Annotated in this window: 21 protein-coding genes and 2 pseudogenes; 10 read left to right on the forward strand and 13 right to left on the reverse strand. The window is 65.8% G+C overall.

The genetic code is table 11. The features are described from left to right. Nucleotides 1-45: 45 nt before the first annotated feature. The 3 genes from GFS60_RS16985 to GFS60_RS16995 form a co-directional block, all read right to left on the reverse strand. A complete protein-coding gene (locus GFS60_RS16985; RefSeq protein WP_159922936.1) occupies nt 46-1,026 on the reverse strand; it encodes an ABC transporter substrate-binding protein in 981 nt (326 codons plus the stop codon). Nucleotides 1,027-1,057: 31 nt separating this feature from the next. Next, entirely contained in the window at nt 1,058-1,849 is a 792-nt protein-coding gene (locus tag GFS60_RS16990) for an enoyl-CoA hydratase/isomerase family protein (RefSeq protein WP_159922938.1), read from the reverse strand. Between the two features lie 337 nt (nt 1,850-2,186). Continuing rightward, complete coding sequence (locus GFS60_RS16995) at nt 2,187-3,215, reverse strand: LacI family DNA-binding transcriptional regulator (RefSeq protein WP_236603177.1); 1,029 nt, start codon at nt 3,213-3,215, stop codon at nt 2,187-2,189. 167 nt (nt 3,216-3,382) lie between these two features. Here GFS60_RS16995 and GFS60_RS17000 point away from each other — a divergent pair, with 167 nt between their 5' ends. Together GFS60_RS17000 and GFS60_RS17005 are read left to right on the forward strand one after the other, a co-directional pair. After that, complete coding sequence (locus tag GFS60_RS17000; protein ID WP_159922940.1) at nt 3,383-4,321, forward strand: dihydrodipicolinate synthase family protein; 939 nt, start codon at nt 3,383-3,385, stop codon at nt 4,319-4,321. 338 nt (nt 4,322-4,659) lie between these two features. Continuing rightward, the gene (locus GFS60_RS17005; protein ID WP_159927288.1) at nt 4,660-5,835 is read left to right on the forward strand and encodes an Nramp family divalent metal transporter; all 1,176 of its coding nucleotides are present in this window, start codon (nt 4,660-4,662) and stop codon (nt 5,833-5,835) included. Nucleotides 5,836-5,896: 61 nt separating this feature from the next. Here the strand turns inward: GFS60_RS17005 and GFS60_RS17010 are convergent, their stop codons facing one another. Next, a complete protein-coding gene (locus GFS60_RS17010; RefSeq protein ID WP_109334601.1) occupies nt 5,897-7,039 on the reverse strand; it encodes an acyl-CoA dehydrogenase family protein in 1,143 nt (380 codons plus the stop codon). Nucleotides 7,040-7,141: 102 nt separating this feature from the next. Between GFS60_RS17010 and GFS60_RS17015 the strand changes: the two genes are divergently transcribed. Then, nucleotides 7,142-7,726 (forward strand): TetR/AcrR family transcriptional regulator, encoded by a 585-nt coding sequence (locus tag GFS60_RS17015; protein ID WP_159922942.1) that lies wholly within the window; start codon nt 7,142-7,144, stop codon nt 7,724-7,726. Nucleotides 7,727-7,812: 86 nt separating this feature from the next. Here the strand turns inward: GFS60_RS17015 and GFS60_RS17020 are convergent, their stop codons facing one another. Together GFS60_RS17020 and GFS60_RS17025 are read right to left on the reverse strand one after the other, a co-directional pair. Continuing rightward, the gene (locus GFS60_RS17020) at nt 7,813-8,757 is read right to left on the reverse strand and encodes a dioxygenase (RefSeq protein WP_159922944.1); all 945 of its coding nucleotides are present in this window, start codon (nt 8,755-8,757) and stop codon (nt 7,813-7,815) included. Between the two features lie 146 nt (nt 8,758-8,903). After that, a complete protein-coding gene (locus GFS60_RS17025) occupies nt 8,904-9,455 on the reverse strand; it encodes a hypothetical protein (RefSeq protein ID WP_159922946.1) in 552 nt (183 codons plus the stop codon). A 144-nt stretch (nt 9,456-9,599) separates the two neighbouring features. Here GFS60_RS17025 and GFS60_RS38630 point away from each other — a divergent pair, with 144 nt between their 5' ends. The 4 genes from GFS60_RS38630 to GFS60_RS17040 all read left to right on the forward strand — a co-directional run bounded on the left by GFS60_RS38630 (nt 9,600) and on the right by GFS60_RS17040 (nt 11,938). After that, on the forward strand, nt 9,600-9,761 hold the full coding sequence (locus tag GFS60_RS38630; protein ID WP_201453392.1) for a hypothetical protein: 162 nt from the start codon (nt 9,600-9,602) through the stop codon (nt 9,759-9,761). Between the two features lie 130 nt (nt 9,762-9,891). After that, entirely contained in the window at nt 9,892-10,503 is a 612-nt protein-coding gene (locus GFS60_RS17030; protein WP_159922948.1) for a hypothetical protein, read from the forward strand. 9 nt (nt 10,504-10,512) lie between these two features. Next, a complete protein-coding gene (locus tag GFS60_RS17035; RefSeq protein ID WP_159922950.1) occupies nt 10,513-11,109 on the forward strand; it encodes a DinB family protein in 597 nt (198 codons plus the stop codon). Nucleotides 11,110-11,164: 55 nt separating this feature from the next. Beyond that, nucleotides 11,165-11,938: an MBL fold metallo-hydrolase gene (locus GFS60_RS17040; RefSeq protein WP_159922952.1), complete on the forward strand. Its 774-nt coding sequence runs from the start codon at nt 11,165-11,167 to the stop codon at nt 11,936-11,938. Between the two features lie 17 nt (nt 11,939-11,955). Here the strand turns inward: GFS60_RS17040 and GFS60_RS17045 are convergent, their stop codons facing one another. From GFS60_RS17045 to GFS60_RS17065, 5 genes and pseudogenes are all read right to left on the reverse strand, one after another. After that, on the reverse strand, nt 11,956-12,711 hold the full coding sequence (locus GFS60_RS17045) for an IclR family transcriptional regulator (RefSeq protein ID WP_159922954.1): 756 nt from the start codon (nt 12,709-12,711) through the stop codon (nt 11,956-11,958). Next, a pseudogene (locus GFS60_RS17050) lies at nt 12,708-13,853 on the reverse strand (APC family permease); the annotation flags it as partial. The gene GFS60_RS17045 and the pseudogene GFS60_RS17050, both read right to left, overlap by 4 nt. 4 nt (nt 13,854-13,857) lie before the next feature. Then, complete coding sequence (locus GFS60_RS17055) at nt 13,858-15,663, reverse strand: zinc ribbon domain-containing protein (RefSeq protein ID WP_159922956.1); 1,806 nt, start codon at nt 15,661-15,663, stop codon at nt 13,858-13,860. Nucleotides 15,664-16,225: 562 nt separating this feature from the next. After that, nucleotides 16,226-16,625 (reverse strand): annotated as a pseudogene (locus tag GFS60_RS39160) (amino acid transporter); the annotation flags it as partial. Nucleotides 16,626-17,301: 676 nt separating this feature from the next. Continuing rightward, complete coding sequence (locus GFS60_RS17065; RefSeq protein WP_159922958.1) at nt 17,302-17,466, reverse strand: hypothetical protein; 165 nt, start codon at nt 17,464-17,466, stop codon at nt 17,302-17,304. A gap of 62 nt (nt 17,467-17,528) precedes the next feature. Here GFS60_RS17065 and GFS60_RS17070 point away from each other — a divergent pair, with 62 nt between their 5' ends. Continuing rightward, complete coding sequence (locus GFS60_RS17070; protein WP_159922960.1) at nt 17,529-17,792, forward strand: hypothetical protein; 264 nt, start codon at nt 17,529-17,531, stop codon at nt 17,790-17,792. Between the two features lie 6 nt (nt 17,793-17,798). On the opposite strand, the gene GFS60_RS17075 is transcribed toward GFS60_RS17070, so the two are convergent. Beyond that, the gene (locus tag GFS60_RS17075) at nt 17,799-18,377 is read right to left on the reverse strand and encodes a GNAT family N-acetyltransferase (RefSeq protein ID WP_159922962.1); all 579 of its coding nucleotides are present in this window, start codon (nt 18,375-18,377) and stop codon (nt 17,799-17,801) included. A 111-nt stretch (nt 18,378-18,488) separates the two neighbouring features. On the opposite strand from GFS60_RS17075, the gene GFS60_RS17080 reads away from it, so the two are divergent. Together GFS60_RS17080 and GFS60_RS17085 are read left to right on the forward strand one after the other, a co-directional pair. Beyond that, the gene (locus GFS60_RS17080) at nt 18,489-19,100 is read left to right on the forward strand and encodes a type 1 glutamine amidotransferase family protein (protein WP_159922964.1); all 612 of its coding nucleotides are present in this window, start codon (nt 18,489-18,491) and stop codon (nt 19,098-19,100) included. After that, complete coding sequence (locus tag GFS60_RS17085) at nt 19,097-19,555, forward strand: MarR family winged helix-turn-helix transcriptional regulator (protein ID WP_159922966.1); 459 nt, start codon at nt 19,097-19,099, stop codon at nt 19,553-19,555. The genes GFS60_RS17080 and GFS60_RS17085 overlap by 4 nt, the downstream gene beginning before the upstream one ends. A gap of 10 nt (nt 19,556-19,565) precedes the next feature. Here GFS60_RS17085 and GFS60_RS17090 read toward each other — a convergent pair whose 3' ends face one another. Further along, the gene (locus tag GFS60_RS17090) at nt 19,566-20,948 is read right to left on the reverse strand and encodes an FAD-binding oxidoreductase (protein WP_442972163.1); all 1,383 of its coding nucleotides are present in this window, start codon (nt 20,946-20,948) and stop codon (nt 19,566-19,568) included. Between the last annotated feature and the right edge of the window lie 3 nt (nt 20,949-20,951).

A 20,951-nucleotide genomic window follows, 5' to 3' on the forward strand; every position in this document is an offset into this window, starting at 1 on the left:
ATCTGTTCTGCTGACCGAACCGGACGGGCGTTTCGTCGCCGAGCGTCAGGCCGGGGGCTGGTTCAGGTGGTCTGTGACCCACCCGCGGAGCAGAACGCTCGAGGTGTCGACTTCTCCGGTGATCTTGCCCTGGCCCTGGAAGAAGGTGACCAGTTGATGTGCTCGGGCCACGTCGTCGTCCGTGAAGTCGCGCGCTCCGAAATCGATCTGGGAGACGGTACGACGGGCAGCGGCGGGATCCATCTGGATCGAGTCGGAGATCGCCCTCGCAGCCCGGTCGGGGTCCGAATCGGCGATCGCAGCTGCCTCGGCGATCACGTCGAACACCCGGGCCGCGATGTCCTCGTTCGCCGACAACCACGAATCGGACGCCAAGATCCACTGTGAATACTTGGCACCGAAGTCACCGGTCGTCGCGGCGACACGACCACCGTTCGCCACGGCCTGCTCCACCCACGGATCGAACGAGAGGAACCCGTCGATGTCACCGCGGGTCAGCAGCGCCGGCTGCTCGGGTGGACTGGTGTTCACCAGCTTGACCGAGGCCGGATCTCGACCGAGGCTCCGCAGATACAAGTCGGTGAAGTAGAGACCGATACCGGGGAACACACCCATCGTTTCGATGTCCTCGGGCGCCACACCCTCGCGGAGGACCACCTGGAAATAGCGGTCGGAATCCTCGAACACACCGAGCGCGCGCAGCGACGGATTCGCGGCCATCACGGTCAGCGCGGTGGAGTCGGCGTTGCCGGACAACTCCGAGGTCCCTGCCACGACGTTCTGCGCGCCGGCAGCGCCGCCTTCGGTTTGCATCACCTGAACGTCCAGTCCGGCGTCGTCGAACATGCCCTCGGCATCGGCGAGGAAAATCGGCGCGTACGACGGGTCGACGCCCACGGAGATGCGGATGAGCCCGCTCCCCTGCGCTGCTTCGGTCGCGGGCCGCGTACAGGACGTCGAGGCGACGGTGAGAGCGGCCAGTGCCGCGACGGCGAGAAACGTTCGCCGTCCGATCGAATGTGTCATGAGCATCCTTCGGGTGAGGTGGCGAGCAAGGTCAGCGGCCAGTGAAATGCGGCGGCCTCTTGTCGAGGAAGGCCTGTAGACCCTCGGCGGCGTCGGCCGTGCGGATGAGGTCGAGGACGCCTGCAAACTCCGCGTCCAATGCTTGATCGAGTGGAAGTGTTCGCCCCGCTTCGACTACCCGCTTGAGGAGGCCGATTGCGGCCGTCGGTCTTGCCGCCCAGTCTGCAGCGAGACGGTCTATCCGCTGGTCGAACTCGTCGTCGGCTACCACCTCGTCCACCAAACCGATTTGCCGGGCCTCCTCTGCGGACAGGCGCCGGCCCTCCATCATGAGGAGCTTTGCTCGATGCGCGCCGAGCAAGCGGGGCAAGCGCTGACTGCCGCCCGCCCCGGGAAACAGTCCGAGGCCGATTTCCGGGAACCCGATCGACGCCGACGCCGCCATCACCCGCACGTCACAGGCCAGGGACAACTCCGCTCCGCCGCCGAGTGCGTGCCCGTTGAGGGCTGCCAACACCGGTTTCGGAGCGGTCTCGAGAACCTGTTGCACTTCGATCCAGGGCCGCATCGCGTGCTGCGTCTCCTCCGACAGTTCACGCATCACTCGGATGTCGGCGCCGGCCACGAAGAAGCGTCCCGTTCCGCGCAGCACGATGCACCGCACGTCGGGGTCCGCCGCCAACGGCTTCAGGGTGTCGAGCAACTCCGCGATCAAAGCAGGATCGAACGCGTTGGCCGGCGGTCGCTCGATGCGCACGACCGCCACGGCGTCGGCCACATCGGCATGTACCGACGTTGCGAGCGGAGGGAAGGAAGGCGTCATCTGTACTCCAGGGTCGGTCGGCTGGGACTGAGGATTCGAGTATCAGTACGCGCACGCCTCGGCACACCTCCAGCGGTTCGGTAGGCGAACCCGCGGTAGAAAACAGTGACCGCGCATGCGAAGCAGTCCGTTCCGACGGGATTTGTTTGAGTGGAGGGCAACGCGGCCATCATGACCGGATGGTTGACTCGGTAGGCGAACGAGCTCGTCGACCGACTGGGACCGGGGCGCCGGCGCCGCGCCCTGAAGTCGTTAATCAGCGGGTCGCACAACCAGTTACCGGGTTGGTCGAGATCCGCCACCGTCCGAAACCTGCGACGCGGATCCCCAGCGCCGTTCAGTTAGGCGATTTGTGCGGTCCTGAGGAGCGTCGCGGGATCAGGGTGGGCAGAGCACGCCGGATCGGATCGCTGCTCGCTGCGGGAGAGAACAACAGATCGAGGGCAGTGGCGGCGATCTGGTCGAATGGGGTGCGCACCGAAGTCAGGGGAACCGGCAGTCGCTGTGCGAGTGGGATGTCGTTGTAACCGACCAGGGCCAGATCCTCACCGACAGACAGCGACCGTTGGTGCGCTGCGGCCATGACTCCGAGGGCGAGGTTGTCGTTCGCGGCGAAGACGGCTGTCGGACGAGTCGAGGAGGCGAAGAGCCGACGTCCGGCTTCCTCGCCGCTCTCGATTCCGAATCCGGACTCGATGATCCAGTCCGGATCGAGGGTGATCCCTGCTTCGCGAACGGCTTTCATCGCGCCGGCGAGGCGCCCGGTGGCGGTCGAGGTGAACAGCGGGCCGGACAGGACCGCGATGTCGGTGTGTCCCAAGTCGATCAGATGTCGGGTGGCGAGGTAGCCACCGGCCTCGTCGTCGCCGATCGAGGAAGGGCTGACGCCGTCGGTGCGCAACACCAGCGCGTGCGGCACGCCTTGCTCTCTCAGGTGCCGTGGAAGGGGGTCTTCGCGGCGGCTGGAGGCGATGATCAGGCCGTCGACATTGCGACCGAGGAGAGTCTGCGCCGCCTGTTGCTCGTCGGCGGGGTCGTCCCCGGTGGTCGCTACGACGGTGAAGTAACCGAGCCGATGTGCAGCCCTCCCGATCGCCTCGAACATCAGCGCCATGACCGTGTCGCTGAGCCGCGGCACCAGCACCCCGATGGTGGCGGTGTGGCCGCGCCGGAGGCTGGAGGCGAAGGTGTTGCGCCGGTAGCCGAGTTGATCGGCGACCGCGCGGACGCGTTCGGCCGTCGCCGATCGTGACGGCGGCACCCGGTCGTCGAGCACGCGGCTCACCGTGGAGGTGCTTACCCCCGCGGCCTCCGCGACCTCACGGAGAGTCACTACCCGGTTCTTGCCGTGTGCGTTCGCTTCCACAATCTTCCTGTCTACCGCCCCGGCGCCGCCGCGACCCACGGTGACGTCCCGTTCACATCGCCACGGTCACGTGACGCTTGACACAATCGCCGATTCTACTGCACGATGAAATCGTTCACGGGAACGTTCCCGGGAACGTTTGCAAAACGTCGATCGGAAAGAGAATCATGAGCACACTCGACCTTCGCGGACTCACCCCGGCGCCGGTAACACCCTTCACTCGTGACGGCGACGTCGACTACGACGCCATCGCGCGCCTCGGCTCGTGGCTCGGCAGCGTCGACGGCGTCAAGGGCCTGGTCGTGCTCGGCCACGCCGGTGAGGGAACCTTCCTCACCCAGGACGAGCAGGTTCGCGTCATCGCCGCTTTCAAGGACTCCGTGGACGGCCGGCTGCCCATCATCGCCGGCATCACCGGCGAAGGGACCGCCGTCTCCGTGGAAGAAGCGCGCCGTGCGGTCGACGCCGGTGCCTCCGCCGGCCTGGTCTACCCCTCCCATGGGTGGTTGCGGTTCGGCTACCAGGAGGGTGCACCGCAGGATCGCTACAAGTCGATCTATGAAGGGTCGGGCTTGCCGTTGATCCTGTTCCAGTACCCGGACGTCACCAAGGCCACGTACAACCTGGACACCCAGCTCGAGATCGCCGCTCAGCCGGGCGTGTTCGCCACCAAGAACGGGGTGCGGAACATGCGCCGGTGGGACCGTGAGATCCCGGTCCTGCGCCGCGAGAACCCCGACCTGCAGATTCTGAGCTGCCACGACGAGTACCTGCTGCACACGGTGTTCGACGTCGACGGCCTGCTGGTCGGCTATGGCGGCCTCGCTCCCGAGCCGCTGGTCGAGCTGATCGCAGCCGGGAAGGCCAAGGATTACCCCGCGGCCCGGGCCATCCACGACCGCCTGCTGCCGGTGACGGCCAATGTCTATCACCGCGGCTCGCACATGGAGGGCACCGTCGCGCTCAAGGAAGGTCTGGTGGCCCGCGGCATCCTCGAGCACGCCACCGTCCGGCCGCCGCTGCTTCCCTTGGCCGAGGGTGCCGGTGCCGAGATCGCCGCGGCCCTGCAATCGGCCGGCTTGTCCTCGGTCACCGTTCCCGCCTGACCCAGCCACCCGTCGGACCAGTTCCCGGGCCTTTCCCGGAATCTGCCGTGCGCGTTCCCGCCGGCCCGGCCCGGATGTTCCGGGCCGGGCAGCGCCCCCAGTAGCCCCGGCCCACCGCGGCCGTAGGTCGCCGTAGCTTCCCTTCGAGCCGGCGGCGCCGGCCACACGTCAGCGCCGCACACCGCATCGGCGGTTCGAACACCAGAAAGTAGGCTCACATGAGTCAGCAATCTCGTATGTCAGTCGAATCGGCCGGAGGCGATGCTGTGGTCGCGGACACTCCTCGACCACCCGCCGGCTCACCCCGGGCGCAACGCACCTGGGTCCGCACCCTGGCGATGGCGGGGCCCGCGTTCATCGCCGGCGCGTGGCAGTTCGGTCCCGGCAACCTCGCCAGCGCCGTCCAGGCCGGCAGCGAATACAGCTATTCCCTGATCTGGGTCATCGCCCTCTCGACCGTTTTCATGCTCGTCTACGCGGACATGAGCGTCCGACTCGGTATCCGCACGCCGGTGTCCATGATCAGCTCGGTGAAAGACGTGCTGGGTCGCCGTGTCGGCATCGCCGCCGGAGTCGGCGTCTTCATCATCACCCTGTGTTTCTCGGTCGGTAACGCCGTCGGTTCCGGTCTGGGTCTGTCCATGGTCTTCGGTGGTTCCCCGCTCATCTGGTCCGCGGTCTGTACCACCTTCGTCGGTCTGATCTTGTTGTTCCGCAACGTGTACCGCACCGTCGAACGCGTCCTGCTGGTGATAGTCGCGCTGCTGGCGGCCACCTTCGTCATCAGCGCCGTCATCGCCCAGCCCAACTGGTTCCAGGCCGTGAACGGGCTCGTCCCCTCCATCCCGCCCGGCGGACAACTCCTCGTCGTCGCACTGGTCGGCACCAACTTCTCGCTCAACGCCGCCTTCTTCACCTCGTACGGCACACACGAACGAAAGCGCACCGCGGCCGAATACCGGCAGACCACCATCGCCGACACCGTTCCGGGCATCGTGGCACCGGGCATCATGACTTCGCTCGTCATCATCGTCGCGGCCGCCGTCCTTGGACGGGCAGACACCGAAGCAACCACTCTCGCCGGCCTGGCAAAGATTTTCGAACCACTCGCCGGCCCCGTCGGATCGACGATCTTCGCCCTCGGCCTATCCGGGGCCGCGTTCTCCGCGATGGTTGCCAACGCCACCGCCGGCGGCACCATGCTCTCGGACGCGCTCGACAAAGGACCCTCGCCCAGCACTCTGACGGCCAAACGCACCAGCGCCGTGATCCTCGGCTTCGGTCTCGTCATCACGATCCTGTTCACGAAGTCGCCGGTCCAGCTCATCATCGTGGCTCAGGCGCTGACTGTCCTGATCGCACCGTTCCTCGGGTTCCTGCTCTTCGTGATGAGTAACAACTCCCAGCTGATGGGCAACCTCCGCAACACCTGGTGGAAGAACGTCATCGGGGCGCTCGGTTTCGTCTCGATCCTGTCCCTGTCCGGCCTGCTGATCTACGAACTGCTCAGCTGAAACAGGCGAGACGACGGGTCGGCACACCACACGGTGCGCCGACCCGCCTCTGGTGAAGTAGTCAGTTGCCGGCGAGGGTGCGGCTGATCACCAATCGTTGGATCTGGTTGGTGCCCTCGAAGATCTGGGTGATCTTCGCTTCCCGCATGTACCGCTCGACGCGGAAGTCGCGGGTGTAGCCGTAGCCGCCGAGGACCTGGACGGCGTCGGTGGTGACCTTCATGGCCGCGTCGGTGGCGACGAGTTTGGCCACCGACGCGTTGCGGGAGTACGGCAGGCCGGCATCACGGCGGCGTGCTGCGTCGATGTACGTGGCGCGCGCCGAGTCGACTGCGGCGGCCATGTCGGCGAGCAGGAACCCCAGCCCCTGGTGGTCGATGATCTTCTTGCCGAATGCCGACCGTTCCTTGGCATAGCTCACGGCTTCGTCGAGCGCGGCCTGGGCGAGACCGACAGCGACGGCGGCGATACCGAGGCGCCCGGAATCGAGTGCACTGAAGGCGATCTGCAGACCCTGTCCCTCCGCGCCGATCCGCCGTTCGACCGGGACGAAGGCGTCGTCGTAGTGGGCCGACGTCGTGGGTACCGCGTGCAGGCCCATCTTCTCCTCGGGCTTGCCGAAGGAGAGCCCCTCGGTGCCCTTCGGCACCAGGAAGCAGGAAATGCCCTTCGACCCCTCGCCGGTGCGGGCGAAAAGATTGTAGAAATCGGCAATGCCGCCGTGGGTGATCCACGCCTTCGCGCCGTTCACCACATATCCGCCATCGGTCGCGGCGGCCTTGCACGCCAGCGCGGCAGCATCCGATCCGGCTTGCGGCTCCGACAGGCTGTACGCGCCGATGGTGTTACCGCCCAGCATGTCGGGAAGCCACTGCTGCTTCTGCTCGTCGGTGCCGAAGGCCATCAGTGGATGGCAGGCGAGGCTGTGGACGCTGACCGCCACCGCCACCGCCGCCCACCGGGCGGCAATTTCCTCGAGAACCTGTAGGTACACTTCGTAGGGCTGTCCGCCGCCGCCCCACTCCTCCGGATACGGCAGGCTCAGCAGTCCGGCCTCACCGAGGGTGGCGAAGACCCCTTCGGGATACGTTTCGGACTTTTCGTGCTCGTCGACGATCGGCGCCAGGACCTTGTCGGCGACATCGCGCGTGAGCTGGATCAGGTCACGAGCTTCGTCGGTGGGCAGCAAACGATCGACGGCCACGAAATTTCTCCTCGAGAAGACGACAGAAACAGTACTGAGCTACGGCTCACAGTACTGATGGCAAAGTAGTACTGCAAGGGTCGCGCCAGTACTATCCGGTGTATGGAGCAGATCACCCGACCGGGATTCGCGACGCGACGGCGCACCCAGCTCTTCGACGCGCTGGTCGACCTCTTCCTGGCCGAGGGGTTCGCCCATCTGACTCTCGACGAGATCGCCGCGCGGCTGCGGTGCTCCAAATCCACCCTCTACACCCTCGCCGACAGCAAGGAGCAGCTCGTCCGGGAGGCCACAGTGCACTTCTTCCGCCGCGCCACCGAAGACGTCGAGTCGCACATCGCAGAAATTTCCGGGGCCCGTGAGCGGATCAGCGCCTACCTGTCCGCGGTCGGTACCGCACTTACGGCCGCATCCGACCAGTTCATGGCCGACCTCGACGCCTTCCCGCCGGCCCGCGAGGTCTACGAGCAGAACACTCAGATCGCGGCCGGGCGCGTCAAGGCTTTGATCGACGACGGTGTGGCCGGCGGAGACTTCCGCGACGTCCATGCCGCCTTCGCCGCCGATCTCGTGACCACCATGATGGTGCGCATTCAGCAACGCGGGGTCCGCGACAGCACCGGCCTCGACGACGCCCACGCCTACCGCGAACTCGCCGCCATCCTCACCGCAGGAATCAGTGCCTAAACAGTTCGTCGCATCCTGGAATGATCGGGAACGGTGCACAGGGTCAAACTACCTGCACCCCAGTGTCATTCGTGTGGACCCCGGACCTACCGGCCGCGAGGACCCGTAGGGGGTTGCCCGCCACCCGGACCACCGGCCGGCGGGGCTGCGGGAGCGGACTCGGTGTTCGCCGACTTCTCCGCGACACCGATCGTGATGGAAATCGTCACTCCGCCGGCGGGTTCACCCGTCACGGTCGCCAACTCGGCGTCCCAACCGTCACCGAAGACGTTGTCCGATTGCAGAGACACGTCCGACAAGTTGCTCACGCTCTTCGCGTATCCGGTGTCGTAGGCGAAGACTTTCTCGCACGCGTCCTGCGGTATCGCGATCTGCGAGGTCAACCGCGGATCCTCTCCCGCCACCGCGGCTTCCAGGGAGTCGAACACTTCGAAATGGATATGTGGCCAGCGCCCCGAGTAGCAGGCCGGGAAGATGGACGTGAACGACACGGCTCCGGCAGAGTCGGCCACCTGGACGCCGCGCAGATAGTTCTGCCCGGTGATGTCCTGGCCATAGAGGGAGTACTCTCCGTCCCGGTCACAATGCCATAGATAGACGGCCATGCTCGTCCCGGCCGCGCAGTCGTTCGACAAATCCTGCAGTGATAATTCGATGGTCGTCGGGACGCCCTCCGCGGTGCCCGAGTACGACCCGAAGCTGCTGCGGATGTCCTGACGCACCACGCCCGACTCGATCAGAACGTTAGGCCCGTTGGAACCGTCACCCGGGTAAGGCCCGGCTGTTTCCTGCGGCGCCGCTGCCACACAGGTGCCGTCGGTGGCGACGGTCGACGACGCTGCCTCTTCGCTCGACGCGGACGTCGTAGTGATGGTCGATCCGGAGGACGAACACGCGCCGAGTGCAGACGCGCCCGCCGCTCCGAGCACGAACAAGGCGCGGCGGCGCGAGAGCATCGTCCTCAGGTCGTGGGTGAGTCCGCGGTCGTGTTCGTGCGCGTCCGCGGAGTGATGGCGTGCGTTGTCGGTCATGAGCCCTCCATAGCTGCTTCCGTGTGAGGTCCATGCAAACAGCGGCACGTGCAGACAACCTCGAGACGAGCTGTGCGAATGCTGTATGTCGGTTCACTCGGCCTCGGCGGAACGGTGCGGGTGGCATTGATCTGAGCAAAGACCGCTCAAATATTGCTGAGATCAGTAATTACCTGATCGAATGCACCGGTGCGTCCGGGTGAGATGACCTTGTGGAATATCGTCAGCACGCCCTCGTCGAGGGCGTCTGTTACCGCCAGGGTCTTTCGGGTGACGATGTTGCTTCGGGACCACCGGCCACGTGCCATATGTGCCAACGCGATTCCGTCACGCAGTGCTGTCGCTCTTCGGCTCGAAGAATGAGTGAAGAGATACGTTCTGCCCGCGATCACCACGTCACATCGTTTGTTTTTTCGGCGCATCGCCTGTGGTTTCTGGTCGGTTACGGTTCCGATCGTCCCGTCGGCGAGGCGAAGCGTGGCGGGATGACCTTTGCGCAAGACGAGCGTGTCCCGGTCGTCACGATCGGCCACCGGGGAATCCCCGCCTCGCCGCCTCGGACCACCATTGATTCCAGCGTCGGGGGTCGGAAACAGTTCGCCCCACAAGATTCCGGACGGGTTCAAGATCGCTACTGCCAGACCGTCGTCCGAACTCTTGACGAACCACCCGGTTTTTGTCGGACTGTTCCAGTTCATGCGGACGATTATCGTTCACCACGATCCGCGTAGTGCCGCCGGTTGCGCCAGTCGACACGCGCCACCAGAGTTTCGGCCGTGGACTATCAGTCCCGTCCGTGCCACGGTGGAAGAGCAACGATTTCTCTCAGAAAGCGCAGCGCCATGGAAAATACAGCCGAATCCGGTCCCGCCTCCTCGGAGTGCCCCGACTGCCACGCCCTCACCGCCGACCTCGAGGCACACAAACACTGGCACTCCCGGCTCGTCCACGACATCGCCACCGCCGTCGACAAAGACATCGACAGGCGAACACACACTTCGTAACCCGAGGTAACCGTTCTCGGCGACACCGAACGGATCTCATGAGGGGATTGAGCATTCCACCCAATCCGGCTCATGGCGGGTGCTAACTTAGCCTTGCCTTGTTCCGCTGCGGTGCCCTGAGGAGGACCTTATGGAACGGATGCCTCGCACGTTCATGACCCTTGCTGCCGTCGGCGCAGTGACGCTCGCTTCTGCCTGCGGTGACAGCGGCACCGGCTCGGCCGATGCGACTGCTGGTCCGAGCGCCTCAGCCGCAGCGGAGGCCGTGCCGGCCGGCGTGGCAGAGCAGTACGAGACCCTCGAGGAAGAGATCGCCGCCGAGGGTGGTGAGACGGATTCCGGGGCGTGGCGGGTGGCGTACATCGTCGAGCCGGCCGAGCCGTGGTACGAGGCGGACGGTCCCGGTCAGCGTTTCCGTGAGCCGGCGCCCGGAGAAACGCACCACATCGAGATCATCCCGTTCGAGGCGGCCACCGGCCGGATCGTGCCGAATGTGCCGATCACGCTCGAGGTGGTGGCCGCCGACGGTCGAGTGGTGGAGACGAAGCCGCTGAATTTCTATTACAGCACCTTCTACCACTATGCCAACAACTTCTCGGTCCCGGATCCGGGGCGCTACACCCTGCGGGCAGCGCTCGGTGTCCCGACGTTCTTCCGGCACGCCGAAGCCGGAGAGGTCCCACCGATGGCGGAGGGTGTGACCGTCGAGTTCCCCGATGTAGAACTGGCACAAGAGAACTGAGCACTGTCAATGCACTCGCTCGACTCGTCGTACGAACTGGGTGATCAGCTGAGCTGGCACTGGCAGCAGCAGTTGCGAAGCAGGCTGGCGGGGCTGAGTGACGACGAATACTTCTGGGAGCCGGTACCCGACTGCTGGAGTGTGCGCCCGCGCGGTACTTCGCACGCGCCCGTGCAGGCCGGCAGCGGAGCCTTCACGATCGAATTCGCCTTTCCTGCACCTGATCCGCCGCCGGTCACCACCATCGCGTGGCGTCTCGGCCACATCATCGTCGGCGTCTTCGGAGCTCGGGTCGGCAGTCATTTCGGGGGTCGTCCGGTCGACTACCAGAGCTTCGACTACGCCGGTACGGCTGCGGAGGCGCTCGACCAACTCGACGAGATGTACGACTTGTGGGTGCGAGGAGTCGCGAGCCTGACAGATGATGCCCTTGCCCGTCCCTGCGGTCCCAGTGAGGGGCCGTTCGCGGATCGTTCGATGGCGGCCCTCGTGTTGCACGTGAACCGGGAAGTCATCCATCACGGCGCGGAGATCGCCTTGCTCCGCGATCTGTACCTGCGTAAGGCAGCAGTCACTTCCGACGCGGAGGCGGAAGTCGAGCCGTGATGGGGTGTTCGTCGGCTGCTAGCGTGGAAGGTCGCGACGTGCTGAGGGGGATGCTGTGCCGAGTCCTACTGTGGTCGAGGTCGAACAGAATGTGTTCTGTGTGACCGGTACCGACGTCAATTGGGTCCTGTTGCGAGAGGGCACGGACCTGACGCTGATCGACGCGGGTTACCCCGCCGACGTTCCTGCCGTGGAAGAATCCATTCGTTCCATCGGTCGCCGGCCGGAGGATGTTCGCGCAATCCTCCTGACACACGCGCACATCGATCACATCGGAGCGATCAACCACTTCCGCGACAAGTACGAAACGCCCGTGTACATGTCCGCGGTGGAGACATCACACGCCAAGCGGGAGTACCTCGAACAGGCGGGTGAGATGGACGTCGTCAAGAACATCTGGCGGCCGGGAATGTTGCGGTGGTCCCTGCGCATCGCCCGGGCGGGCGCGACACGTCACGTCACCGTGCCCCATGCCGCCGAGTTCCCCGCCGCGGGTGCTCTCGACCTTCCCGGCACCCCTCTCCCGGTGGCAACCACCGGCCACACGTCCGGGCACACGTCGTACTACCTACCGTCCGTCGGCGCGGTGGCGACCGGGGACAGCCTCGTGACGGGGCACCCCACTTCCCGCACAGTGGGTCCGCAGTTGCTGCTCCCGATGTTCCATCACTCCCAGGAGGAGGCCCTTGCGTCGCTCGACGCCCTGGCCACCCTCGACGCGGATCTGCTCATTCCGGGACACGGCCGAACACAGCGCACCCCGATCCGCGACGCCGTCGCTACGGTTCGCGAGCGAGCCGCCGGCAAGAACGGGTCCGCCCGCACCTGAACGAATTTCCATCCGGGTCAGGCGATGAACCGTCCGAGCCGGCCGGCCTGTTCCTGCAGCGTCGGGACGTGCCTCAGCATCAGGTGGTGGTGATCGACGTGCCCGGACAGCGCGATGCTCGCTATGAGCGCGCCCGTATCGGATCGGATGGGGACGGCGATGCAGGCCGACGCGTCCCGGAGTTCGGCGAGTTGGGTGGCGAAGCCCTGGCTCCGGATCAGGTCCAGATTCGCGAGCAGCTCGCTCCTCGCGACGATCGTACGGGCCGTCAGCGACCGTGGCTCCCAACGGGGAATCACGGATTCGAGTTCCGACTTCTCCGCGAGGAGGAGCTTGCCGACCGCGCACGCGTAAAGGTGCTGGTTGAGAAACGACTCGTCCTCCGGCGGCGGGTATTCGGGGTCGGCGTCGGCCGTGCGGACGGCGACGTTGGTGTAGAAGAACAGGTGGACCCCGAAGCGCACCGACAGTCGCAGTTCGGCGAGAGCCTCACGCGCCGCCGCACATACGGTGGGCACGACGGCCGCGTCGACGAGGATCCCGACCTTCTGTCCGAGCGCGAACCCGGACAGGTCGGGGAGCCGCACCACATAACCTTCGCCCACGAGGATGTTGAGCAGTCGGTACGTCGTCGCCGACGGCATCGACAGGCGGGCGGCGATGTCTTTCGCTGTGACACCCGAGCCGGCCCGGGCCACCTCCTCGAGCACCCGCAGTGCGCTGGTGACGGCCTTCGGCTGACGCCCCGACAGGGCTCTGTCGTCGGCACTCATCGGCGGACCTCCCACGGTCGGTACCGCCCCAGCAGGTCTTCGGCCACGGCCTCGTCGTACACACCCATCCGTTCTTCGATTCCGGGGGACCGACGCGCGCGGATCGCGAAGACCGCGGCGCCGACAAGCATCAGAAACAGGTAGACGGCGGTCGCCGCGCCCGCGACATATGTCCGCGAGAACGCCGCCCACCCGACCGGTGCGACCATCGCGGTCGCCGTCAGCACGCCGACGATCACGGGAAGTCGAGTCAGTTCGCCGATCCGCCGGAGGAACGCCGGCGTCGCGACACACAGCAGGACGTACGCGAGGACGTAGCCGTGGGCGGACACGGCGAGGAGTCCGATCAGGACGTCGCGGCTCGAACCGCTGACGAACAGGTAGAAGACGGGCACCGCGACGACGACCGGCATCGTGGCCGTCAACGCCACATGCGGAGTATGGAACCGATGGTGCGTCCGGCCGAACACGTTCGGAACCACCCCTTCGCGGCCCATCGCGAACAGGGTGCGCGACAGCGCCGTCGTCGAACCGAGGACGCACGCGAACCACGAGGCGCTGATACCGAGTTCCATGACGATCGACAGCGTCGACGAACCTGCGCCCGACGTGTCGGGCAACGTGAGGACGATCGGCAGCGAGTCGACTCCCTGCCGCACCGGCTCCGGCAACTGCAGGGCGGCCGCGAACACGTACAAAATACCCAGGGCGATCGGGGTCCACCGGATGGCGCGGGGAACGGCGACGAACGGGTTGCGGGCTTCCCGCGCCACCGTGCCCGCGCTTTCGAATCCGACGAACGACGTGATCGCGAGCAGTAAGGCGAACCCGACCGCGGAACCTGATTTCGCGCCGCCCGCGGATGGGGTCGCGCCCTCGCGGACCGATTGCACGAACGCGACCACCAACGCGGCGGAGGCGGCCACGATCGCGAAGACCTCGATGGCGAGCATGATCCGCGCCGACAATTGCACGCCCCGGACCATGAGGAGAAGGGCGAGTAGTCCGACGATCGCCGCGAGGACCGCGATGAGGGGTGACCCCGCCGGAAGCCCGACTCGGCCGAGTAGCGCGGCGAGGTAACTCGCGGCACCGAGCGTGCTCGCCATGGCCGCGGCCGCGTAACCGACGAGCAGCGACCAGCGTCTACGTAGATCTCATACTATCTGCCACTTGCGTGGCGGGCGTGGGAGATGGACGTGTGTCACGGCTACCCACATCACCGTGCGGTGGTGTGGGTTTGACCGTGTCCCACACCGACGCTTGTGGTGCAGGAACATGCTGTTTCGGAGTCACCCCCAACCGCTGAGGTGCGGCGGGCTGGCTGCGGCGGACCCGGCGGTGTCGCGGCCGACGCGGTGTGGGTCCGTTCTTGTCGCGGCACTTACGCACCGGCGTGTGTTCGGCGACCAGGATCGCGGGCATCTGCCCACGCCGGCGGGTGACGTTGTTCTTGCCGAGGAGCGCGCGTTTGGCCAGGTTCACCCCGGCGATGTGGTCGCGGTTGCCGCCGACCTGGCAGCGGGCACACCACGCGTCGTGATAGCCGGCGGGGCGGGCAAGTGGTTCGTTGCAGCCCGGACACAATGCGGACGACCCTCGGGCAGGCACCGAGACCACCGTGACACCGACCTCCGCGGCGGTGTGGGCGAGGGCTGCGACGGCTTTGCGGCGGGCGGACTGCGCGGCCCGATTGTTGTTCACCCGGCCGTGACCCCGGGTTTCGAGGGTGGTGAGATCTTCCACCGCGATCATCTCCGCGCCCGCTGCGGCGGCGTAGTCGGTGACCTGACGGCCGAAGTGGAACGCCAGTTCCCGGTTGATCTTCCCCCGCTTGACGCCCACCGCCTCGCGGTGGAGGTCGAGGACGGTGATCTTCGCCTCCAACCGGGCACGGACCTCGGGTGGGGCGGTGGTGGCCAGTCGGGTCAACCGGGCCGCCTTCCGGTGCAGCAGTTGACCTTCCTGCTGAAGGCGGGCCAGTTTGATACCGAGACCCCGATCGTCGTAGGTCCAGCCCCGGTAGTCAGAGACCAGCCCCTTCGGGCCGTCGGCGGTGATGGCGGCGGCCCCGAGTGTGGACGGGGACCAGTCCACCCCTACCGCCGTCGTTCCCGATGTCACATCAGCGGCTGGGACTGCTTCGGTGGCAGCGCACCGCAACAACAGACCCCGGTGGTCGAGGACCAGGGTCGGCAGATGCCACTCGCTGATCGGCCGCCGGTGCAGGTGCGGTGGGATCGCGGCGGTCACCCGAACCCGTCGCCACTGCGCGCGTCCCGCCGGGGTCGGGCTGGTGGGCAGCTTCACCGTCAACACCAGCTCGTGGTCTGTTGCGGCTATCTGTGCGAGTTGCCGATCGGCGGCCGAGAGTCGGGCCATCGCGCTCGTCTGTGGTGGTCCCTGGACGTCGGTGATTCGCAACCGCGCCGACTGCGCCCCGTCGGTGCGGCGAGAGCGTGCAATCAGCTGGCGTCGCACGCCGCGGGCGAAACCCAATGGCACATAGTCGCCCGGTTCGGTCGGCGGCGCGAGAGTGCCGGTGGCCGGGTCGAACCGCTCGGACAGTGCCGCGATCGCCGCATCCCGATAGGCGAGGGTCCGCAGGGTGGCCAGCACCTGCGCCGTCACCACTCGCGTGACCCGGGAGGGCACGTAGATTCCGTCCGGGTAGTGCGGGTTCCAGCCGAGGCGGGCGGCGGCGACGTGACCCTGGGCGGGCAGCCTGCGACCCGCACGGTCCCGTCCGGCGGTGAGCACGTCGAACGTGACCGGCTGCCACAGCCGTGCCGTCAACTCGGTGCCGGCCGCCGTAATGAGGTCGAGCAGCCACCGCATCCGGGTGTCGACGTCGTCGAGTCCAATCTGCTCGCCGGTCGCGTCGTCGACCGCCACATGGGCGCGGGTGGTGAACGCGAACTGCCGCTGCGCAGTCGATTCCGGCCCGGTCATGCCGGCCGACCCGGCGCCAGGCACAACCCGAACAAACCCGGGCCGATCGGTCTTCCGAGATGAGCTGCCATCTCCGAGAAGCTCATCGATCACCCCCCTTTCCCCGCCCTCTGCCACGCCACCTCTCGTAGGGCCTCGACTGTAACGCCGACCTCCGACAAGAACCGCTCGATCCGCGCCACCGGTGAACCGAGCCAATCGATTCCGCAACACCACACCACATCACACCAGGTGTCGGCCCTCGGGCCGCGTCGTCGAGCATCCGGCCGCGCCCCGCCCGCTGCTCCCTCGAGACACGAACCGCGATCCTTGCAGATCCGATACATCGCACCAATATTGCTCTTCCGCAACATCTTGCTGATCGGCTGGCGACGCCTGCCACCCTGCCGAAACCGGCACCCCAATAGCGCCTTCGTCCTCTAGGGAGTCGCTCCCGCGCAACATGATGCAGTCCTGCATAGATCGGCACCCCGGTCCGCTCGGCTATAGAGTTGGGGACCCGAACCCCGCGCGCCGAGAAGGCAACCGACCCTCCATCGGCGTCCTTGCTCACCTCAACGACCGGCAGCCCACGAGTTCCGGAGACGCCAATCAGAGATGACAGACAGTGCCAGAAACTGATAGCGAGTGTTAGATACATTGGCAACAGATGAGAGCCTCCGCCGAAACCGGGCACCGCCCCGAGTCCCTTCACGATGTAGCTGTAGAAACCACTGACGGCCACCATCCGGGTGGCGAACTGTCCGATGCAGTAGCCGACCGCCGTCATCAGAATCGCCGCCGCGACGAACACCGCAATGGTCGCCCACCGCGTCGGGTATGACGAGAGCAGGCAGCGTGACCATCACGGCCGACGGTGCGACCGCGGAAACGGACTGCCCGAGCACCTGGACGAAACTCAGACGCGCCCGCTCGAGACCGGCGACCGGTGATCTACTTCTAATTCTCGGTGTACCGGACACCACGCACCTGCTCTCCACACTTTCCGGCCGGCCCCACGCGAGCGTTCAACCCGGGGCTGCATGAGTTGCACGCTAGCGCAGGAGACGAGCGCGATGCGCCGATCGGAATTAATTTTCGATCACCTCGAATGAGAATGGCCGGAGATATTCGTTCCCGACTCCCGTGCCCACGTTGGCGCATACCGCGGATCAGCTGCGCCGACCCGAAAAGCCGGAATGAGAATCGGCGGTGTCGTGGCCGGAAAAGTCGAATGAGGATGCCGCAGTCGCTGATTCCAATCCCGATTCAGTAGTGACCGGAGACACTTTCGAAGTTATCGTGGGTTCAGGCCGCAGCGCGACGAAGTAATAAACTTCCGCCAAAAGCGTTCTGCAGAGGCCGGATTCATCCCAGATTGATTCACTCCATCGAAGAGGGCCTGATGACCGCAGTCGTGCACCGGCGACCTCGTCCAGATCTTCCTGATCACGCGCCTGTTCGCGGCCCTGCTGTCCCTCCGCAACGGGCCGATCGGCATGTGTCGAAACCCCACACAGAGGTTGTGCGACATAGTTTTTCTGACACGAGTTTCCGACGCCTTTTCAGGCAATTTTCGCAGTTCGTAGACGTGTGTGAAATAAACCAATGGTTCTCGACAAACGATCTTGGTGACGGCAGTAGCGCACCTCTGACGGTTCAGACGATTCTTCGTTCGGAGTTGCGCGGCGCGGCTTCGATAGGTCGACGCTGCCACGCCGCCCAGTCGGTCGTGGTTTCGGCGGCGGCGTCGAGAAGGAGCGGGAGATATTTCTCGGTGAGGGTCTCGACGGATGTTTCGGCGCGACCATCGGGCGTCACCACTGATGGTGTTGCTTACGGTTGGCATGCTCCTCGGATGCCTCCACTGCGCCCGACACTTGTGGATGAGAGATAACTCCCGCGACTGGGGATGGGTCGCGATCATGAGCGTCGGAATGATCGCGCTGCATACAGTGGACTTCGGTCCGTCCGTGAGCGGCCACCACGGCCACATGACCCGTGCCGCGAACCCGACGGCGGTCGGGCATGCACTGTCCCTGCCCGTGGCAGCAGCTCTTCTCACCGCAGCACTCGAAGCGGTCATTGCTCTGTCCATGGTCTTCTATCGCACGCGGAACACAGACCCGTTGGCACCGAACCGGGACTGATCTTCCTCAGATCGCGGGCCGGTGCATTCTCCACACCTCGAGTCCGTCGTCGAGGACGACATGGTCGGCGACAGCGAAGTTGTGACGTTCGTACAGCGGCAGGTTCCGGTGTGTCGAGGTATCGAGCCAACATGCCGCGTTGCGTCGGTCGAGTTCGGCCAGTCCGACTTTCAGAAGGTCACCGCCCAGTCCTCGACCTCGCGCTGCACGGGATACTCCGGCGGTCGCCAAGCACCAGGCGTTGCCCGGAACGTCCATCGCGGACAAACGCTGTTCCGCTTGGGCGGCGTGCTCGAAACGATCCCCATGGAGTTCGACGATCTTCGCTACGAGCGATTCTTCCGGGTCGGGCAGGTCCGGCGGGATGAACGCTACGACCCCGTTGTGCTCTTCGTCGATGTACGCGAGACCGTGTGGCAGCGCCATGTGCCCGAGATACAGGCGCTGAAGCTCGGTCACACGCTGCTGGTGTGAGTCCGCGGCGACGCACCAGTTGGTCCATGGGTAGTCGGCGAAGGCGTCACCGAGGACGGTCGCGGCACGGTCGACGTCCGTCGTCATCATCCGGCGAATGGAGGTTGGCATGACCGCACTACATCACGTCCGCTCAAACCGAAGCCAGTGATTATCGGCCCACGAAGCCGCAGTCGATCGCTCACTATTGACAGATTGCTGTCATTATGACAGCATTCTGTCATGACTGAAACAGTGCACGTCGCCGTATACGACACCTTCGCCGACTGGGAGGTAGGCCACGCGATCGCCCACATCAACAAGCCCACCTGGCACAAGCAGCCCGGTCGCTACGCCGTCAGTACGGTCGGGTCCACCCCGGATCCGGTCACCACGATGGGCGGCATGCGCGTAGTCCCGGACACCGCGCTGGACAAGATTCGGCCGCAGGACAGTGCGATGTTGATTCTCGCGGGCAACGACATCTGGCCCACCGAGCAGTTCGCGCCCTTCGCCGAGAAAGCGCGCGAATTCCTCGCCGCCGGGGTTCCGGTGGCGGCGATCTGCGGTGCAACAGGGGGCCTCGCGCTCGCCGGGTTGCTCGACGATCGTGAGCACACCAGCAACGCCGCCGAGTTCCTCGAGGGAGTCGGATACGCCGGTGGAAGTCTCTACCGTGATGAGCCGGCCGTCACGGATCGCGATCTCATCACCGCCAGTGCCACTGCGCCGGTAGAGTTCGCACGCGAAATCCTCGCACGGCTGGATGTATTCGAGCCCAGCGTTCTCGCGTCCTGGTTCAAGCTCTACGGCCACCGCGATCCGGCCGGATTCTATGAACTCATGGCCGTATGAGTGAGCGGCCCGAACAGGAACTGCTCAGCGGGGCAGCCCTCGCAACGTTCCGGCTCAACGGTCAGTTTCTCGCTGTGGCCGAGGAATTGGCACGTCCGGCGGGGCTCACGGCCGCGTGGTGGCAGGTTCTCGGCGCCGTACTGAACCAGCCGCTGACGGTTGCCGGCGTCGCACGGGAAATGGGCATCACGCGCCAGAGCGTGCAGAGGATCGCCGACCTGCTCGTCGATCGTGGACTCGCCGAGTATCAGCCGAATCCCGCTCATCGACGAGCCAAGCTCATTACTCCCACGCCGGCGGGACGTGCAGCGGTGACCGGCATCGACCCCGCGCACGCTGCCTTCGCCGCTCGCCTGGCCGAGGCCATGGGACCCGACAAGTTACGTGATGCGCTCGCAGCGATGCGCCGGCTTTCGGCCGTTCTCGACGATCTTGCCGACCAGGAAGGTCCGTAGTTGTTCGATCTCACGGCCTGCGTGCGGGAAGGATGTGGGGGTTCAGGATCCCGGCGGGGTCCAGCGCTGCCCGTATCGACCGCATGATGTCGAGGTCGACCGCACTTCGTCCGAGTGTCATCCAGGGGGCCTTGGCCCGCCCGACACCGTGTTCGGCGCTGATGCTCCCGTTGTGGTCGGTGACGAGATGAAAAACGAAGTCGGACAGAGTGTCCCGCTGTTCCGGCGCGGCGTCGAGAAGATTGACGTGGATGTTGCCGTCGGCCACGTGCCCGAAACAGATCGCCCGCACTCCGGGGAAGCGTCGATCGAGGCCGGTGGTCAGCTCGTTCAGGAAGGCCTCGATGTCGCGCAGCGGCGTCGAAATGTCCAACTTCACGGGTGGCGTGGACGAAGCGGCGCCCACCGACTCGGTGTGGCTCTCCCTGTATTGCCACAGCCTGTGCGCCGGTCCTTCCTCCACGACGGCGTCGAGCACGACTTCATGGCTGTCGTCGAGAACCTCGAGGAGTGTGGTCTCCGCATCCTCGCGACCGGACACCTCCACCAGGACACAGAACGGTGCGTCGGCCGAAAGTGGCCGCCGGAGTTGCTGATGTTCGCAGACCAGGTCGATACCCGACCTCGTCATCAGCTCCGCGGCGTCGAGCGTCAGCCCGGCGCGCTCGAGGTGATCCACCACCATCAGTGCGTCACCCACCGAACCGACTGCGACGAAAGCGACCCGAGTTGCGCTCGGGGGTAGTACGAGTCGCATCAGGACGCGAGTAATCACGGCGAGTGTGCCCTCGGAGCCGGCGAGAAGGCCTGGCAGGCCGTACCCCACGTTGTCTTTCGTCAGCTCTTTCCAACGGGTCAGAACGCGCCCGTCGGACAGCACCGCCTCGATGCCGAGCAGCTGAGACCTGGTGTCGCCGTTCTTGATGACCCGGATGCCCCCGGCATTGGTGGCGACGATCCCGCCGAGGGTTGCCGATTCGCGGGAGGCAAGGTCCACACCGAGCTCCACTCCGTGTTCGCGGGCCGCGTCGCGGGCGCGGGCAATGGTCACACCCGCTCCCGCGGCAATGGTGCGGCCGATCGGGTCGACGTGTTCGATGACGGAAAGCCGGGTAGTGCTGAGCACCACCTCCCCGTCCATCGGGATCGACCCACCGACCAGACCGGTGTTGCCGCCCTGGGGAACCACGGCGACGCCGGCGCGGGAGCAGAGGGCGAGAACCGCCGAAACCTGCCCGGTGTCGGCGGGCCGGACCACGGCGGTGGTGTTCCCCTGCCAGTGCCCGGTCCAGTCGGTGACATATCCGGCAACCACGCCGGGATCGGTGAGCACGTGGGACGCACCGACGATGTCGGCGAGCTCGTCGAGGAACGACTGCATCGAAACGGTCATGAT

Source organism: Rhodococcus sp. WAY2, from assembly GCF_009859915.1.
Lineage (GTDB): Bacteria > Actinomycetota > Actinomycetes > Mycobacteriales > Mycobacteriaceae > Rhodococcus_F > Rhodococcus_F oxybenzonivorans.

Bases quoted from the DNA above. Each gene is read 5' to 3' on its own strand.
- GFS60_RS17025 (WP_159922946.1), bottom strand. From the start codon at position 9,455: ATGAACTGGAACAGTCCGACAAAAACCGGGTGGTTCGTCAAGAGTTCG.
- GFS60_RS17035 (WP_159922950.1), top strand. From the start codon at position 10,513: ATGCACTCGCTCGACTCGTCGTACGAACTGGGTGATCAGCTGAGCTGG.
- GFS60_RS17080 (WP_159922964.1), top strand. From the start codon at position 18,489: ATGACTGAAACAGTGCACGTCGCCGTATACGACACCTTCGCCGACTGG.
- GFS60_RS17090 (WP_442972163.1), bottom strand. From the start codon at position 20,948: ATGACCGTTTCGATGCAGTCGTTCCTCGACGAGCTCGCCGACATCGTC.
- GFS60_RS16985 (WP_159922936.1), bottom strand. From the start codon at position 1,026: ATGACACATTCGATCGGACGGCGAACGTTTCTCGCCGTCGCGGCACTG.
- GFS60_RS17015 (WP_159922942.1), top strand. From the start codon at position 7,142: ATGGAGCAGATCACCCGACCGGGATTCGCGACGCGACGGCGCACCCAG.
- GFS60_RS17085 (WP_159922966.1), top strand. From the start codon at position 19,097: ATGAGTGAGCGGCCCGAACAGGAACTGCTCAGCGGGGCAGCCCTCGCA.
- GFS60_RS17030 (WP_159922948.1), top strand. From the start codon at position 9,892: ATGGAACGGATGCCTCGCACGTTCATGACCCTTGCTGCCGTCGGCGCA.
- GFS60_RS17020 (WP_159922944.1), bottom strand. From the start codon at position 8,757: ATGACCGACAACGCACGCCATCACTCCGCGGACGCGCACGAACACGAC.
- GFS60_RS17070 (WP_159922960.1), top strand. From the start codon at position 17,529: ATGAGAGATAACTCCCGCGACTGGGGATGGGTCGCGATCATGAGCGTC.
- GFS60_RS17045 (WP_159922954.1), bottom strand. From the start codon at position 12,711: ATGAGTGCCGACGACAGAGCCCTGTCGGGGCGTCAGCCGAAGGCCGTC.
- GFS60_RS17055 (WP_159922956.1), bottom strand. From the start codon at position 15,663: ATGACCGGGCCGGAATCGACTGCGCAGCGGCAGTTCGCGTTCACCACC.
- GFS60_RS16990 (WP_159922938.1), bottom strand. From the start codon at position 1,849: ATGACGCCTTCCTTCCCTCCGCTCGCAACGTCGGTACATGCCGATGTG.
- GFS60_RS38630 (WP_201453392.1), top strand. From the start codon at position 9,600: ATGGAAAATACAGCCGAATCCGGTCCCGCCTCCTCGGAGTGCCCCGAC.
- GFS60_RS17000 (WP_159922940.1), top strand. From the start codon at position 3,383: ATGAGCACACTCGACCTTCGCGGACTCACCCCGGCGCCGGTAACACCC.
- GFS60_RS17005 (WP_159927288.1), top strand. From the start codon at position 4,660: ATGGCGGGGCCCGCGTTCATCGCCGGCGCGTGGCAGTTCGGTCCCGGC.
- GFS60_RS17075 (WP_159922962.1), bottom strand. From the start codon at position 18,377: ATGCCAACCTCCATTCGCCGGATGATGACGACGGACGTCGACCGTGCC.